Source organism: Corynebacterium mucifaciens (assembly GCF_012396315.1).
Classification (GTDB): domain Bacteria; phylum Actinomycetota; class Actinomycetes; order Mycobacteriales; family Mycobacteriaceae; genus Corynebacterium; species Corynebacterium mucifaciens.
In genome coordinates, this window is record NZ_JAAXPF010000011.1 from 1 (window position 1) to 15,194 (window position 15,194).

A 15,194-nucleotide genomic window follows, 5' to 3' on the forward strand; every position below is an offset into this window, starting at 1 on the left:
CCGGGCAACCACCGGGACCTCAACAGCCGGAGCCGACGTCAACACCGACGGCACCAACTGAGGCAACTGCGAATCGGTCATGAACAAAACCTCCTACGGTTCGTCGTTCACAACCACCTTGGCACTAGGGGTGACGCAGGGATTTATTCACTGTCGACACCGAGGTGGGTGAACGAATTTGCCCGTCGCTCTAGGCGTGCTCCTCTTCGCGCAGCAGCTCCTTGAAGGAGTAGGTGCCGGTGGGGCGGGTGTCGTGGTCGAGCAGGTAGAGGCGCTTCACGGCGACCACCACGGCCTCGGCGATCGCGTCGCGCTCGTGGGGGTCGGTCAGCACGGCCAAGTCGCCCGGGTTGGTCAGGTATCCCGCCACCAGCTCCACAGACGGCATCCTGGTCATGCGCAGCATTTCCCAGGTGCGGGCGTGGTTATGGCAGTTCTGCAACTGAGTGCGGGCGGCGATCTCGCGCTGGATGTAGCCGGAAAGGGTTTCCCCAGTCAGCGAGGAACTGCCATGCTCAGAGCCGAAGTAGAACGTGGCTGCGCCGTTGGCCTTCTCGTTGGGGTAGGAATCCAGGCGCAGGGAGATGAGCAGGTCGGCCTTGAAACCGTTGGCGAGGTCGGCGCGCTCCTTGTTGGAGGGGTTGTCCCCGCGGGGCCGGGAGATAATCGTCTCCATGCCAGCGGCAACCATGCGGCCCTCGATGCGCTGCGCCAGATCCCAGAGGATCTCCTCCTCGGTGATCTGGCCGTAGGGGCCGTCCACCACCATGCCGCGGTCGCTGCCGCCGAGGTCAGGGTCGATCACCACACGCTTCCCGGCGAGGTTCGGGCCCGCCTGGCGCACGGATTCGCGCTCGCGGATGGCCTGCGCGGACCCGCCGGTGATGCGGCGGCCCAGCAGGGAAAGGGCGTGCAGGGTGTCGGGCCCGCATGTGCCGTCGTCGTCGAGGCCGGAGTTGAGCTGGTAGTTCATCAGCGCCTCGTAGGTGTACGGCCCGAAACGGCCGTCCACCCGGTGCGGGTAGAACCCCAGCTCGTGCAGCTGGGACTGCAGCTGGGCAACGTCGTCGCCGACCATCTCCTGGCCCGGCTGGTAGCTCAGCACGCGGGCGCCGAGGGTGTAGGACGCCTCGCGTAGTTCCCGCAGCGTCGAGTCATCGATGGTGCCGGTGGGCATGATCCCGCGCGACTGCTGGAAGGCTTTGACGGCTTCGCACAGGATGTCGTCGAAAAGCATCTCGCTCTCAGAGAAGCGGCGGGTGGTGTCGATGTCGCCCTCGTAGCCGTCGAGGAGTCCCAGGCGTGCAAGGGACATCCGGACCTCGGCAACTCGGGTGCTGGAGTCGCCAACGTGCAACATCTCTCGCATGCGGGCCTTTCTGGTTCAGATGGACAGAAGCAGTATACGCGCTGTTAAAGCTGCGCCTGGATCTTCGAGACGATTTCAGACTTCGGGCGAAGGCCGACAAACTCGTCGACCTTCTTGCCGTCCTTGAACAGGAGGACGGTGGGGATGGACATGACCTGGAACATGGCGCCGAGCGCGCGCTCGTTGTCCACGTTGACCTTCGCCACCTTCACCTGGCCGTCCATGTCCTGGGCGACCTCGTCCAGCAGCGGGGACAGCTTGCGGCAGGGACCGCACCACTCCGCCCAAAAGTCCACGAGCACCGGGGTGTCCGCCTCGATGACCTCGTCTTTAAAGGTTGCCTGGGTCACATCAACTGGTGCGCTCATGCGGACAGTCTACAGCGCCGCGAGGTAGTGCTGCGCGTCCAGCGCTGCCCGGCACCCGGCGCCGGCGGCGGTGATGGCCTGCTGGTAGGTCTTGTCCACCAAGTCGCCGCAGGCGAAGACGCCAGCAACGCTGGTGCTTGTCGACGGCTCCGCCACCTCCACGTACCCCTGCTCGTCCACGGCGACCTGACCGTCCAGGAACCCGGAGCGCGGGTCGTGGCCGATGGCGACAAACAGCGCGGTGGCATCGAGTACCGACTTTTCGCCGGTGGCCACGTTGAGGATGTTCAGGCCGCCGACCTTGCCGTCGGCCTCCGCCACGGACTCGACGATGGTGTTGGTGAGGAACTCGATCTTCTCGTTCTCTCGCGCGCGCTCAAGCATGATGCGGGAGGCGCGGAAGTTCTCGGAGCGGTGAATCAGGGTCACCTTGGAGCCGTACTTGGTGAGGAAGGTGGCCTCCTCCATCGCGGAATCGCCGCCGCCGACGACAGCGATGTGCTGGTCCTTGAAGAAGAAGCCGTCGCAGGTCGCGCAGGTGGATACGCCGCGTCCGGTGAGTTCCGCCTCGCCGGGGATACCCAGGTGGCGGGGTGCGGCGCCGGTGGCCAGGATGACGGCCTTGGCGCGGAATTCCGCGCCGTCCACGTATACCTTCTTCACGTCGCCGGAGAAGTCGACGCTGTCCACCAGCTCCTGGCGCAGGTCCGCGCCGAACTTCTCGGCCTGGGCTCGCATGTTGGCCATGAGGTCCGGGCCCATGATGCCGTCCTCGAAACCGGGGAAGTTCTCCACCTCCGTGGTGTTCATCAGCTCGCCGCCGTACTCGTAGCCCTCAAACACGAGGGGCTTGAGCTCGGCACGGGCGGCATACAGGGCGGCGGTGTATCCGGAGGGGCCGGAACCGACGATGATGAGGTCGTGGACCTTGTCGGTGCCGGCGGCGGCAGGTGCGGCCGCCGCTTCGGTCTTAGGGGTGACAAAGTTGAAGCCGGGGGAAGTCATGGTTGCAGATCTTAGCGCGCCGGAGCGCCCTCCCCTATTGCCGCAGCGACGGCCTCGCGGGCCCGGTAGCGGCGCGACTTTACGGTGCCCGGCCGCACCCCGAGTTCCGCTGCGGCGTCGCCCACGCTCATCCCCGCGACGTCGATAAGCCACAGCGCCTTGCGCTGCGCCGTGGGCAGGACCGCAAGCGCCTGGCGCATCGCCATGGTGCGCTCCATGCTCTCCATGGGGTTGTAGGCGAGGTACTTGTTTGCGTCGATGTCCACTGCTGCGTCGTCGTCCAGGCTGTACTTAGCGCCTGCGCGGTCGTCCTTGCGCTGGTGGTCTATCGCCGCGTTGATGGTCATGCGGTGCAGCCAGGTGGAAAGCTTCGCGTCCCCGCGGTAGGTGTGCAGGCTGCGCGCCGCCTTGAACAGGGCGTCCTGGACGATGTCCTGGGCATCATGCTCGTTGCGCGCGTAGCTGCGGGCCACCAGGTGCATGCGCTGGCGGTGGCGCCGCACGATGATCTTGAAGGCGTGCCGGTCCCCGCCTACGTAGTCAGCCACCAGCTGCCGGTCGTTTCTGTAGTCCATGGTCCCCCCGAAAAGTTGTCTCCCCCACTATGGCCCGGCCAAAGCCCCCTGGCTAGGGCCGGGCTGCGCATTTCAGTAGACACGCACGCGGCCGACGAGGGACACATCGTTCACTTCTGCCTCCCCGTCTACCTGCAGCACCACGCGCAACATGGGTTCGCTGGTCTCCACGTCGGCGGAGACCTGCCCGGAGCGCAGCGTGCCCTCCGCGAGCACGGGCGGCTGCGCCGCTTCCTGCTCCACGGGGACGCCGTAAAGCGTGTAGGGGGCGGAACCGGAGGCGTCGATAAGCACCTGCTCCAGCGAGAAGGCGGAACCGTCCTCCGGGGTGATCTCGATGGAGCCGTCGTCCAACACCTCTTGGCGCAGCGGGGCGATGACCACCGGCAACCGTTCATCCACCGTCGTGGTGGGGGCGGCGGAGGGCCGGTCCACCACATCCTCGCCCGAGACGTAATCCACCAGGTAGGTGGTGAGCAGGCCCACCAGCACCGCGGCGATGACGGCCGCGAAGGTGAGCAGGCCCACCAGCACCGGGCTCAGGCGCTGGCCGCCGAAACCGCCGCGCAGCGCGTCCGGGTCCTCCACGTGCTCCGTAACAGGCTCGACGGGCTCCACAATCTCCACGACGGGGATCTCGTCCGTCGGCGCGTCGGCGTTGGGCACCGGCAGGTTCGCCGCCTCGCGCAGCGCCTTCTCGATGTCGCGGAACGCCGCCTGGTCCACCGCGTCCGCGTCCACGAGGGCGCGGGTGCGCGCCGTGACGTCGTCCAGGTCGTCGGAGCTGACGTTGCTGGTCAACAGCGCCAGTGCGGAGGCGAAGGAATCCGCGTCCGTCGCCGGGGAGGCGTCCGGGAGCACGGCCGGGAAGGCGAGGCGGACGTGGCCCTCGGTGTCGATGCGCAGCTGCTGGCGGTTTGCCAGGCCCAGCGGCACGTCCGCCTCGTGCGCGGCGGCCATCGCGCCGGCCAGGGGTGCGAGCGCGTTGGCCACGGCCTCGGTGTGCAGCGTCTGCCCCGATTCCGCCACGGCTTTCACCGAGGACCCCTCCACCCAGTCAGCCACCACAAGCGCGCCGGAGCGGTAGGACAAGATCTCGATGTTCTCGGCCACCGCCGGCAGACCCAGCTTGGCCAGCTTGCGGGTGCGCCGGGCGACGCCGGCCGCCTCAAGCGCCGCCTCGCGCGGGGTCGCGGGGGCCATGGGCGCGGAACCCGTAGTGTCCACGAACGTCAGCGCGACGTCCCTGCCGGTAGCCACCTCGCGCGCTTGCCAGAAGCGGGCGCCGGTGGCCGCGCCGTGGTCGCGGATGAGGCGGAAGCGACCGTCGGAGACCCCCGCACCGGGCACGAGGCGTGGCCCGCGGACCACGCCGGCGGACATCGGCGGCGGCACCGGGGAGGCGTTGAACGTGTCGGAGGCGAGGAACTGGTTGGATACGTCGCGCAGGTCCACTTCGCCCACCTCCAACGCGCGGTCCTCGTCCGGGCGGATGAAGCGGCTCATGCCCGGGATGCGCTGCAGGGCACGGCCCAGGTTCTGCACCTCGGGCAGCTTCGAGCGCGACAGCACCAGGCCGGTCACCACAAGGAAAAGGATGCCCAGCAGCGCGACCTCGATGAGGTTGCCCAGGCTCGGGGCGCCGATGAGCCGGCCGAGCGCCTGCGGCAAGTGCAACCCCGCCACATCGCGGACCAGCCAGCGGATTCCGAACACCACGGCCACGCCCACCACTGCCGCGCCGGCCGCCCACGCGGAGGTTCGCAGCACGTCGCGCGCCCGGAGCGTGCCCAGCTTGCGTCGCAGCAGCAGCGCGCCGATGAGCGCACCGGCGACGAAGCCGAAACCGTTGGCCGCGCCGAGCAGCACCACCACGTGGCTCGGCTCCCGCGCGATGTGCGGCGCCAGTGCGGACAGCAGCACCTTCGTGCCGGTGATGCCGGCGATGATGAAGGTGGGTGTCCACGCCTCCTCACGCGCGTAGAACACGCGCAGGTGCAGCATCACGAGCGCGTACGGGATCAGCGTGAACGAGGACGCGGAGATGGTCAGGCCCAGGGTGTTCGCGGCCTCCGGGCTGAAGGAACCGTAGGCGAACAGCGCGCGTGCGATATCGGGGCCCAGGGCCGTCATGAAGATGATGATGGGGATCAGCGCGATAAACGTCAGCTTCGTGCCCATGGTCAGGTCCGCCACCACGGCTTCGTCGTCGCCGTCCGCGGCGTTGCGGGACATGCGCGGCATGATCGCGGTGAGCAGCGTGACGCCGATAATGCCGTACGGCATCTGCAGCAACATCCAGTGCTGCTGGTAGATGAACTGGGCCGCGGCGTCCGCGTTGAAGGCGATGCGGGTGGTGATGATGTAGCCGAGCTGGCTGATGGCCACGTACGTGACAATCGCCAGCGCCATGCCGCCGAACTGCTTCAGGCGCTCGTCGATGCCCCACAGCGGCCGCAGGTCGATGCCCAGCTTGCGCAGCGCGGGCAGCATGATCAGGCACTGCACCACAACACCTGCCGTGGTGCCCAGGCCGAGCAACAGGACGTGCGGGTTGCTTATCGACGTCGGCGCTGCGGGATTCAACTGTCCCGGCAACGCCATGTACGCCACGAGCACCGCGATGGACACGACATTGTTGGCCACCGGCGCCCAGGCGCCCGGGCGGAAGTGCTCTTTCGTGTTCAGGATGGCCATGAACAGTGAGAACATGCCGTAGAAGAAGATCTGTGGCAGCACCAGGTAGGCAAACGAGGTGGTTTGGACGAGGTTGCCCTTGGAGTCCTCGTCCATCATCATCCTGGTCAGCAACGGGGCGGTGGTTACAGCTACGAGGGTGACCACGGTCATCAGCGTGAGCGTGAGGGTGAACAGGCGGCGGATGAAGGCCGCGCCGTGGTCGGCGTCCTCCTTCTCCGCGCGCACGAGCACCGGCACGACGAGCGCGGTGAGCACCGAGCCGAGGACGATCTCCGTGATCAGGTTGGGCAGCGTGTTCGCGGTGTTGAAGGACGCCGCCACAACCTCGCCCAGCGCCGCGCCGATGAGCACGGTGCGGATGAAGCCGGTGACGCGCGAGATCAGGGTGGCGATGGCCATGGAGCCGGTGGCTCGGACGACCTTCTCCCCGCCGTCGGCTGCCTGCGGCTCGCCCACTGCCACCGAGTCCGCCGTTTGCGGCGGGGCGATGGTCTCGCCCTTGGGGCTGGTGGTAAGCAGCGACTTGTCCGGCGCGCCGCTGTCAGCCGTGTCCCGGGTGGGCTTCGGCTCCCGCGGCGCCGGCACTGGGGCGGGCGGCGCGGGGGTGACGATGCGCCGACGCAGTCCTTGCTTCACTCCCTGCCCCACTCCCTGTTCTGTCACGTGGTTCTCCGATCATGTGGTGTGCTGTCTGGCTTGCGTTCACGCTCGGAGGGCGGACTGCCGCGCGCGCCGCGCACCACAAGCAGAACCCCCAGGCCCGCGACGCCGAGCACTCCGGCCGCAATCCAGCCGTTCACCGTGAAACGGGTGGTGCGCACGGTGATGTCCACGGGCCGAGAGATGGGCTGGCCATTCGGGCTGGTCAAGTACAGCTTGAGGTCGGTTTCCCGGGTACTGTCCGGCAGGTCGGCCGTCATCTGCACCGTCACGGACCCGCGCGCTGGGATGCGCAGCACGCTGGGCGTGTTCAGCTGGGCGTCATCCGGGCCCGAGACGCCGATGGCGGTCTCCACCGGCAGTGGCAGCCCGTTCTGGGCCACGATGAGCAGGGGGCTGGACGGCGATGTGCGGGTGTACACGTTGCCAGGCGGGATGAGGTCGACGGACGCCCGCAGGTCGTTCAACACCGCGCGTGTGGCGCCGAGGCGTTCGCTGGTGGCCTCCACGGCGGCGTTGTAGCGCGACTGCGCGCGCCGGCCGTCGATGGTCAGCGCCTCCAAAAGGTCCCGGCGCAGCGGCAGCGTGAACCCGTAGCGGGTCAGGGCAATCGCGGGGTCCGGCACCATTAGTGCGGTGAGGTCGTTGATAAAGCCGGCCTGCTGCGTCACCTGCAGCACCTCGGCGTCCGTGTACGCAGTGGGGTCGGTGTGCTCTGCCGGCGCCCCGGCCGGCTCCACCTCTGGCGGGGCGGCCAGGTACGTGCCGAACGCCATCGGCGTGGCCGTACCGCCGCTGACCAGTTCAGCGACGGTGCCCAACACAGCCGCGGCGGTCTCCGCGTCCCAGTCGGCCGGCGGGGCCACCAGCACTGGCTCGGGTGCCTCCTCGGCGTCGTCGGGAACCCACGCGGATTGGGCGGATAGGCGCACCGCGGCGGCGGCGCTGACGTCGCGGGCCAGTTTGGAGTCCAGGGTGTAGTCGTAGCGCAGGTTGGGCTCGGAAAACCCAGTCGTCTCCGGGTCCGTTCCCGTGGCGGCCAGGATGGAGGCCAGGGATTGCTGGTAGCCGACGTCCATGACCCCTGGCGCGATCCACCCGATGTCCCTGCCGCGCGCGGCGGTGAGCACCTGTACCGGTTGCTCGGGCACTGGCGCGGCGGACCCGGCCAGATCCGCCAAGTCGTCTCGCTCGAGGGAGCTTACGGCGCCCGCATGCGCCTTGGGCACCGCAGCGTCCATCGCCCGTTCCCACGCGGCCTGCATGCCGCCTTCCATAACGGTGGAGCGCGAATGGTCCGCCCAGCCCAGCGCGGGCGCGGCCCCGTCTTCCACGTAGCCTGCCCCCGTGACCACGGTGTTTTGCACGCCGGTCGTACCCAGGACGCGCTGCAGCACGAATGGGCCGCGCTCCACAGCCTCGCGCATGAGCCATGTGTCGCCGGTGCGCGCCACCGCGTTGAGGTCCGCGTTGGCCCACGGCAGGGAAATCACGCAGCCGGTGGCGGCGATGTGGCGCACCTTGTCCAGCCACACCGCCGCGTCCTGCGCGCCGGCGCCCGGCTCACCGTCGGGCTCTTCTGCTCCTCCCCAGGAGTCCCGCAGCCGCTTCGGCTCCTCCACCACCGCGGGGCGCTCGTCGTCGATGGTGTACCCCGCCGTCATGCGGTCCACGGTGTCGATGAGCGCCGGGTCCAGCGCCACGCAGGTGGCGTAGCCGACCTCGGGCGCGCGGGTGGCCTCGATGTACTGGTCCACCAGCTTTGTGAGCCGCCCGTCGGGTGCGAGCTCCCCCGCCAACGAGTCGCTGGAAAGCACAAGCGGCGGGTCCTCCGGTGCCTCGCCCGTCTCGCCGGGGAGGATGTGCGTGTCGGCGGTTACTGGGTACAGCGCGGTCAGCTCCGGGGCGCGGATGCCGTCGCGCGTGCCGCGCACGCCGATGTGGAAGCGATCCGTGTCGAGGGGGGCACCGGAGGCGTCGAGAAGCTGCAGCATGATCGGGTACGTGCCCACATCCGGCAGGTCGAGGCCGAGGCCAAGCTCGAGCTCCATGGAGTCGCCCGGGGGCAGTTGCCTATCGACGTCGCGCGTGTCCCCGACCACCCCATATTCCTGCGCGTCCGCGATGGCGGCGTAGCGCTGCTCGGTCAGGTTGCCCACGGCCGACGCGCGCCGCGGTGCGACCGTGAAGCCGTCGAGCGTGTCCTCGGAATGGTTGGTCACGCGAAGTTTCACGTGAAACGGATCGTGCGCGGACAGCGAGCGAGGCGCGTCGACGAGCTCGACGCTCGCGATCTGCCCCTCCCCCGGACGGATGGACTGGTTGGCCCACTGCTGTGCAACCTCGGGGTTATTCGGTGCCAGCGGCACGGCGGGGGCGGCGAGAACGACGGCCGCCAGCGCGGCAATCCGGTTCATCGCGGCGTCGCCCTTCCGGCTTGAGCTTCCTTCCTGGCCAGGTCCGGCATGCGGTCGCACGCGATGCGGGCAAGCTTGCGTTCATCCGCGTAGGCGAGGTGCTCCATCAGCTCGCTCATGGGTACCCAGGCCACCTCGGTCACCTCGGGGTCTTCATCGTTGAAGACGCCGTCCACGTAGCGCAGCAGGTTGTGATGCACGGTTTTGTGGATGCGGACGCCGTCCGAGACAAACCAGTAGTCGATCGTGCCCAGCGTGTCGAAGGCCTCGCCCGTGATGCCGGTTTCCTCCCACACCTCGCGCTCAGCCGTCTTCCACTGGTGCTCGCCGTTTTCCACGTGCCCCTTCGGCATTGACCACAGCAAGCGCCCCCGGCGGTCCAAGCGGCCGATGAGCGCGACGTAAATCCGGCTCATGTCCACCTTGCCGTCCGGGCCCACCGCCTCCGCCATGCCGGAGACGACAAGCCCGCCCGCCGAGGTCTCGTCCCGAGTCTCAATGGAGCTGTCGTGCCGCTGCTGGTACTGCGACTTACGCCGGTTGTTCTGGTTGCGCCCGCCGCGGGAATTCTTCCCCCGCCGGTTATTCCGCTTCCGCTTCGGCTTGTCTCCCTGCTGCTGCTCGGCCGGCCTGCCCCCGCGCCGGCGCCGCGGACGGCGCTTGCCGCCGCCGGAGCCCCCCTTGCCGTCGGCGGGCCCCTGACCCGGGCGCTGGTTGTCACTCATTCGTGTCATGGTATCGGTCTTGCGGCCGGTTGTGGTACTTCCCGCGCGGGGGTGGCGGGTATCGTGTCCCAGGTGACGCAGAAGCTCTTCGATATGCCAGATCCAACCGACCCGCTCGCGGCCACTGCGCTCATGGCGCGGGCACAGGATGTCGTCGTCAAGCACGCTGCTTCGCTCGAGCCCCTCGCGCGGTTGTTCGCGGACCGCGGCGAGACCTTATATATGGTCGGCGGTTCCGTGCGTGACGCGATGCTTGGCCGCGGGGTGCACGACCTGGACTTCACCACCTCCGCGCGGCCCGACGTGGTGCAGGAGATCCTGGGCGAGTGGGGCGAGAAGGTGTGGGACACCGGCATCGAGTTCGGCACCGTCTCCGCTATTCGCCGCGGCGAAACGGTGGAGGTGACCACTTTCCGCTCCGACCTCTACGACGGCGTGAGCCGTAACCCTGAGGTCACGTTCGGCGACACCCTCGAGGGCGACCTCATCCGCCGCGACTTCGCCTGCAACGCCATGGCCATCGAGCTTTCGCTTGACGACGAGCTCCGCCTCTCCCCCACCTTCCACGACCCCGTGGACGGGCTGGCGGACCTTGCGCGCCAGGTCTTGGACACCCCGCAGGAGCCCGAGGTGTCCTTCCGCGACGACCCGCTGCGCATGCTCCGCGCCGCCCGCTTCGTCTCCCAGCTCGGCTTCACCGTGGCGGACCGCGTGTTTGCGGCGATGCGCGACATGGCCCCGGAAATCAGCCGCATCACCGCCGAGCGCGTGCAGGCGGAGCTGGACAAGCTGATGCTGGGCGCGCGCCCGTGGGACGGCATCGACCTGCTCGTCTCCACCGGGCTGGCGGAGTTCATCCTCCCGGAGATCCCGGCCCTGCAGCTGGAAACCGACGAGCACATGCAGCACAAGGACGTCTACCGCCACTCCCTGACCGTGCTGCGCCAGGCCACCGAGCTCGAAGACGACGGCCCGGACCTGAAGCTGCGCTGGGCCGCCTTGATGCACGACATCGGCAAACCCGCGACGCGCGCGCTCAAACCGGGTGGCGGCGTGACGTTCCACCACCACGAGGTCGTGGGCGCGAAGATGGCCCGCAAACGCCTGAAGGCATTGAAGTACCCCAAGCACGTGATCTCGGACGTGGGCCAGCTCGTGTTCCTGCACATGCGCTTCCACGGCTTCGGCGAGGGCCAGTGGACCGACTCCGCCGTACGCCGCTACGTCACCGACGCGGGCGAGCTGCTGCCGAAGCTGCACAAACTCGTCCGCGCGGACTCCACCACCCGCAATGCCAAGAAGGCTGCCCGACTGCAGCGCACCTACGACCACCTCGAGGAGCGCATCGCGGACATCGCCGCCAAGGAGGACCTCGCGCGCGTGCGCCCGGACTTGGACGGCAACGAGATTATGCAGATCCTCGGGCTGGAACCCGGCCCGGAAGTGGGCAAAGCGTGGAAGTATCTCAAAGAGCTGCGCCTCGAACGCGGCGAGCTTGCACGCGACGAGGCCATCGCCGAGCTGAAAGCATGGTGGGAGAAGGAACATGCCTGAGTATTTCTACGCAGACCGCTTATTCAACGCCCTCGAACGCGTCGACCCGGAACCCGGCATGCTCCTCATCGCCGCCCCGGGCATGCTCTCCCCAGACTTCGCCCGCACCGTTGTGCTCGTGCTGGAGCACGACGCGGACCATACGCTCGGCGTGGCGCTCAACCGCCGCAGTGAGGTGGCCGTGGCCAACGTCATGCCGGGGTGGGAGGAGCTGGCCGCGAAGCCCCAGGCCGTGCACATCGGCGGGCCGGTGAGTCCGAAGTCCGCCGTCGGCTTGGGCGTAACCAAGGCGGGCGTTGACATCTCGGCGACCACTCACCTCAACCGTCTTGCCAACCGCCTCGTGCTCCTCGACCTCAATGCCTCCCCCGCCGATCTCGAGCCTGTGGTGGACGGCATCCGCATCTTCGCCGGCTACGCCGAGTGGGCACCGGGCCAGCTCGACGAGGAGATTTCCCGTGGCGACTGGTTTGTCGCGCCCGCCCTCCCTTCGGACGTCGTGGCCTCGGCTGGCGCCGACCTGTGGGGCGACGTGATGCGCCGCCAAGCAATGCCACTGCCGTTGTTTGCGACCTTCCCCGCGAACATCGAGGACAATTAGTGGCCGTTTCACGTGAAACATCCCGCGAAATCCGCCTTGGCCTTCGCGACATGTGGCTGGTCGCTCTCGGCCTGATCCCGCTGGGCCTGGCGTTCGGGCTGCTCATGACCCAATCCGGCTTCGCCTGGTGGTGGACCCCGATTTTCTCCACCGTCATCTACGCCGGCTCCATGGAGTTCCTGGCCATCGACATGGTGCTCACCGGAGCCGGGCCCGTGTCTTCCGCGATCACCGGCTTCATGGTGAACTTCCGCCACCTCTTCTACGGCCTGACGTACCCGCGCACCGCAATCCGCCCCGGAGTGCCGATCGCATACGCGACGTACGCGCTTACCGACGAGGTCTACGCCATCACCTCCACCCTGCGCGGGCCCCTGAGCGGCGCCCGCCTCCTCACCATTACGGCCGTGTGCCAACTGGCGTGGGTCCTCTCGGGCATCGTCGGCGCCCTCGCCGGTGCGGTGATTCCCGCCGGCGTGGAGGGTTTCGACTTCGCGCTGACGGCCCTCTTCGCCGTCCTCGCGTTCGAGGCGTTTCAGGCCAGCCGTGACTTGTCCGCTCCCCTGATCGCCGGTGGCCTCGCCCTCGGTGCTGCACTAGTGCTGCCCAGCCAGGTGATCATCGTGGCGCTCGTGTCCTACTTCCTCGTCCTTGTGCTGCGCTTCTGGGCACCCCGCCTCGACCGGGCGCTCACCTGGCGGCTGCGATGAGCAACTACAGCCTTCCCGACGGCGTCTCCCTCGCGATGGTGGCAGCGGTGCTCGTTCCGGTCGGCATCGTCACCGTCCTGCTTCGCGCGCTGCCGTTTTCACTGCGACGCGTTTTGAAAAGTAGCCCGTTTATCGATTTCCTCTCGGTGATGATGCCCGCTGGCGTGATGACCGTCCTGGTCGCCTACACCATCCTCGGTTACGCTGCGTCCTCTACGAATCTCATTGCCGCGCTCCTTGCGCTGGGCGCGACCCTGGTACTGCACTGGTGGAAGCGCCGCGCGGACCTCTCCATTTTTGTGGGCACCGCGTTGTACATGGTGCTGGTGAACGTGGTGTTGTAGGGCGCGCCTAATCGTCGAACGACCCTCCGCATTCATCCATCGTCACCGCACCGTCGCGCCGCCGCGGCATGGAGTAGTTCTCCGAGACATAGCGGGTGCCGTCGCGGTACACGAAGTGGATGTCGGCGTCATCTTTCAGCGTCTGCAGGTAGCCCTCGGTGACCAGCGAGTGACACGCCGAGCACAGCGGCAGCAGGTTCGCTAGGTCGGTCAGCCCGCCGGTAGCCCAGTCCTCGATGTGGTGGATCTCGATAAATCGGGTGTGGGTGCAGCCGGGTGCAGCGCACTGTCCGCCCCACATCGCCATGAGCGCGTTGACCTGCGCGGCGGTGGCGAGGCGGGTTTGCCGGCCAGTATTCAGGATGAGGCCGGCGGAATCGACCGTCGAGAGGCGGACGTTCGCGTTGGCGAGCAGGTTCGCAATCGCCTTCGACGGTGCCCCAGCGTTATTCGGCATGTATCCGCGGCCGTCGGGCGAGGCGAGGATGTTCACGTGCGCGCCCGGTGTGGTGAGGGTGCTCCTGGGGCGGGTGCGGGCCATATGCACGATGCCCATGAGGGCCTGCACCAGCATCCTGCCCACGGGCAGCCCATAGCCGGAGACAGTCTTGCGGGCGGGCAGCGTCTCTTCGATCCCCTCCGCACGTTCGCGAGCAAGGTCCACTTCCCCGTCGGCCTCGGTATCCAGTCCCTCGAGGATGGTATCCAGGTCGCAGTAGCCGATCTCCCCCAGCTTGAGTGCGGCGATAAATGCCGCGCCGTCGGCGGCGTTGAGGTTGCCGTGGAACGCCACGTCGCCGTTCTCCCGGGTGTGCAGGCGCAAGTAATAGTCTGGGTCGTCCTCGCCGTCCTCGTTGTCTTGGGGCTGCTTCCCCGCCAAGGCGACTTCCAGCTCGTGGTAGCCCAGGCGCAGGGCCAGCTCCACCAGCTCGCGTTCGTTCTCCGGCGTGAGATACTTCAGCAGCAAACGAACCACGGAGTAGTTGATCCCGCCCGTGGAGAAATGCTCTTGCAGGTACGTAAACGGCGCTAACCGGTGCGCGACGCTGACGTACTCGTGCGCCGTGGAAGCCGACACGCCCAGGCGCCGGATCAGAAACTGCGCGGTGGTTCTGGCTCCGCATTCGTTAGCCAGTTCGAGCGAGTCGAACGTCTGAATCGCGGACAGCAGCGATGCTTTGTTCTGCGATATCGCCCGGTGTGCGGACTCGATTTCCTGGCTTAATTCGACAGCGATTGGATTTGGTTCGGCGGTGAGTGCGGTGGTCATTCTGGTCCCCCGTCAGACGAAAGTAGATTCGAATGAGGGAATTATAAAGTTTGCATCCGACATTTCTCTGACCTGCGAAAATGAGGTTTCTAAACCGAGCTATAACTTGCCCGCAACTCCGCATTGCGGACAAGTGGGTCCCACCAACTATTGGCTATTGCTTATCGACGTCAGCTCCGCCCATGCCCGCCCCTCAGACCGCTCCGCAACTCCGCATTGCGGACAGTTCCGAAACCACCAACTATTGATATGCACCAACGAAAAAAGGTCAAGTCTCGTGTGGTGGCGTAGCTGTTTGTGCTTTCGGCTCGGTATGAAGTTGGGGGTTTTGGTCGCCCTGTTTGGTGTGTTCTTGCTGGATCCAATAGTCGCGGTATGTGTTCTGGGATTCGTCATGGCGGTGCGAGATCAGCGCCCCTTTGCCTGATGGGTGTGTTGTGACGTGGCGGGTGCCAGCTGGGGATGCATCGTGGTCTTGTCCACAACTCCGCATTGCGGACAACCCCGGACCTACCAATGATTGGATCCCACCAACGAACGAGGCCCGCCGGGATGTGGCGGGCCGAAGGGGCGTCGATAGGCAGTTAGCCCGGGAACTTGGCCCGGGCCTCGGACCAGAGGCCCTCGAACTCCTCCTCGGTAAGGTGGGTTGCAGTGATTCCCTCCATGGTGTCGTATGTGCGGGGGTGCGGCACGGTGCTCATGGGCTGGTTGGCCTGGCCGATGACGCGGCCGTCCACGTAGATGCCCGTGATAGCTTCGCTGGGGTCGAGCTCAATCATGCGTAGCATCGTGCACTCGTGGGCGGAGACTTCCTCGAGCTCGGCGATGTTGAGAAGCTCGCCACCGAGCTCCGGCACGCTGTACTGGATGCGGACAAAGTGTTTCACGTGAAA

Annotated in this window: 13 protein-coding genes; 4 read left to right on the forward strand and 9 right to left on the reverse strand. The window is 67.2% G+C overall.

The window, feature by feature from the left end; translation table 11 throughout:
• Window positions 1-190: 190 nt before the first annotated feature.
• The 7 genes from HF989_RS08970 to HF989_RS09000 all read right to left on the reverse strand — a co-directional run bounded on the left by HF989_RS08970 (window position 191) and on the right by HF989_RS09000 (window position 9,921).
• Window positions 191-1,369 carry an N-acetylmuramoyl-L-alanine amidase gene (locus HF989_RS08970; protein ID WP_168685808.1) on the reverse strand — a complete coding sequence of 393 codons (1,179 nt, stop codon included), beginning with the start codon at window positions 1,367-1,369 and terminating at the stop codon, window positions 191-193.
• 44 nt (window positions 1,370-1,413) lie between these two features.
• Complete coding sequence (trxA, locus tag HF989_RS08975; RefSeq protein WP_168685810.1) at window positions 1,414-1,737, reverse strand: thioredoxin; 324 nt, start codon at window positions 1,735-1,737, stop codon at window positions 1,414-1,416.
• Window positions 1,738-1,746: 9 nt separating this feature from the next.
• Window positions 1,747-2,742, reverse strand: a complete 996-nt coding sequence (trxB, locus tag HF989_RS08980) for a thioredoxin-disulfide reductase (RefSeq protein WP_168685812.1) — start codon at window positions 2,740-2,742, stop codon at window positions 1,747-1,749.
• Window positions 2,743-2,753: 11 nt separating this feature from the next.
• Window positions 2,754-3,317, reverse strand: coding sequence for an RNA polymerase sigma factor (locus tag HF989_RS08985; protein WP_168685814.1), 564 nt, complete (start codon window positions 3,315-3,317; stop codon window positions 2,754-2,756).
• Window positions 3,318-3,389: 72 nt separating this feature from the next.
• Window positions 3,390-6,416, reverse strand: a complete 3,027-nt coding sequence (locus tag HF989_RS08990; protein WP_246233917.1) for a lipid II flippase MurJ — start codon at window positions 6,414-6,416, stop codon at window positions 3,390-3,392.
• Window positions 6,417-6,676: 260 nt separating this feature from the next.
• Window positions 6,677-9,094, reverse strand: a complete 2,418-nt coding sequence (locus HF989_RS08995; RefSeq protein ID WP_168685818.1) for a DUF6049 family protein — start codon at window positions 9,092-9,094, stop codon at window positions 6,677-6,679.
• Entirely contained in the window at window positions 9,091-9,921 is an 831-nt protein-coding gene (locus HF989_RS09000; protein WP_288865870.1) for an NUDIX hydrolase, read from the reverse strand. Before HF989_RS09000 ends, HF989_RS08995 begins: the two co-directional genes overlap by 4 nt.
• Between HF989_RS09000 and HF989_RS09005 the strand changes: the two genes are divergently transcribed.
• From HF989_RS09005 to HF989_RS09020, 4 genes are read left to right on the forward strand one after another with little or no spacing between them, the layout of a single operon-like run.
• On the forward strand, window positions 9,913-11,373 hold the full coding sequence (locus HF989_RS09005) for a CCA tRNA nucleotidyltransferase (protein WP_168685876.1): 1,461 nt from the start codon (window positions 9,913-9,915) through the stop codon (window positions 11,371-11,373). The two genes, HF989_RS09000 and HF989_RS09005, sit on opposite strands and share 9 nt — an antisense overlap.
• On the forward strand, window positions 11,366-11,974 hold the full coding sequence (locus HF989_RS09010; RefSeq protein WP_168685822.1) for a YqgE/AlgH family protein: 609 nt from the start codon (window positions 11,366-11,368) through the stop codon (window positions 11,972-11,974). The genes HF989_RS09005 and HF989_RS09010 overlap by 8 nt, the downstream gene beginning before the upstream one ends.
• A gap of 50 nt (window positions 11,975-12,024) precedes the next feature.
• The gene (locus HF989_RS09015; RefSeq protein ID WP_168685878.1) at window positions 12,025-12,684 is read left to right on the forward strand and encodes an AzlC family ABC transporter permease; all 660 of its coding nucleotides are present in this window, start codon (window positions 12,025-12,027) and stop codon (window positions 12,682-12,684) included.
• Window positions 12,681-13,028: a branched-chain amino acid transporter permease gene (locus tag HF989_RS09020; RefSeq protein ID WP_168685824.1), complete on the forward strand. Its 348-nt coding sequence runs from the start codon at window positions 12,681-12,683 to the stop codon at window positions 13,026-13,028. Before HF989_RS09015 ends, HF989_RS09020 begins: the two co-directional genes overlap by 4 nt.
• A 7-nt stretch (window positions 13,029-13,035) precedes the next feature.
• Here the strand turns inward: HF989_RS09020 and HF989_RS09025 are convergent, their stop codons facing one another.
• Together HF989_RS09025 and HF989_RS09030 are read right to left on the reverse strand one after the other, a co-directional pair.
• Window positions 13,036-14,298: an HNH endonuclease signature motif containing protein gene (locus HF989_RS09025; protein ID WP_168685826.1), complete on the reverse strand. Its 1,263-nt coding sequence runs from the start codon at window positions 14,296-14,298 to the stop codon at window positions 13,036-13,038.
• Window positions 14,299-14,882: 584 nt separating this feature from the next.
• The gene (locus HF989_RS09030; RefSeq protein ID WP_168685828.1) at window positions 14,883-15,188 is read right to left on the reverse strand and encodes a hypothetical protein; all 306 of its coding nucleotides are present in this window, start codon (window positions 15,186-15,188) and stop codon (window positions 14,883-14,885) included.
• Window positions 15,189-15,194: the final 6 nt, after the last annotated feature.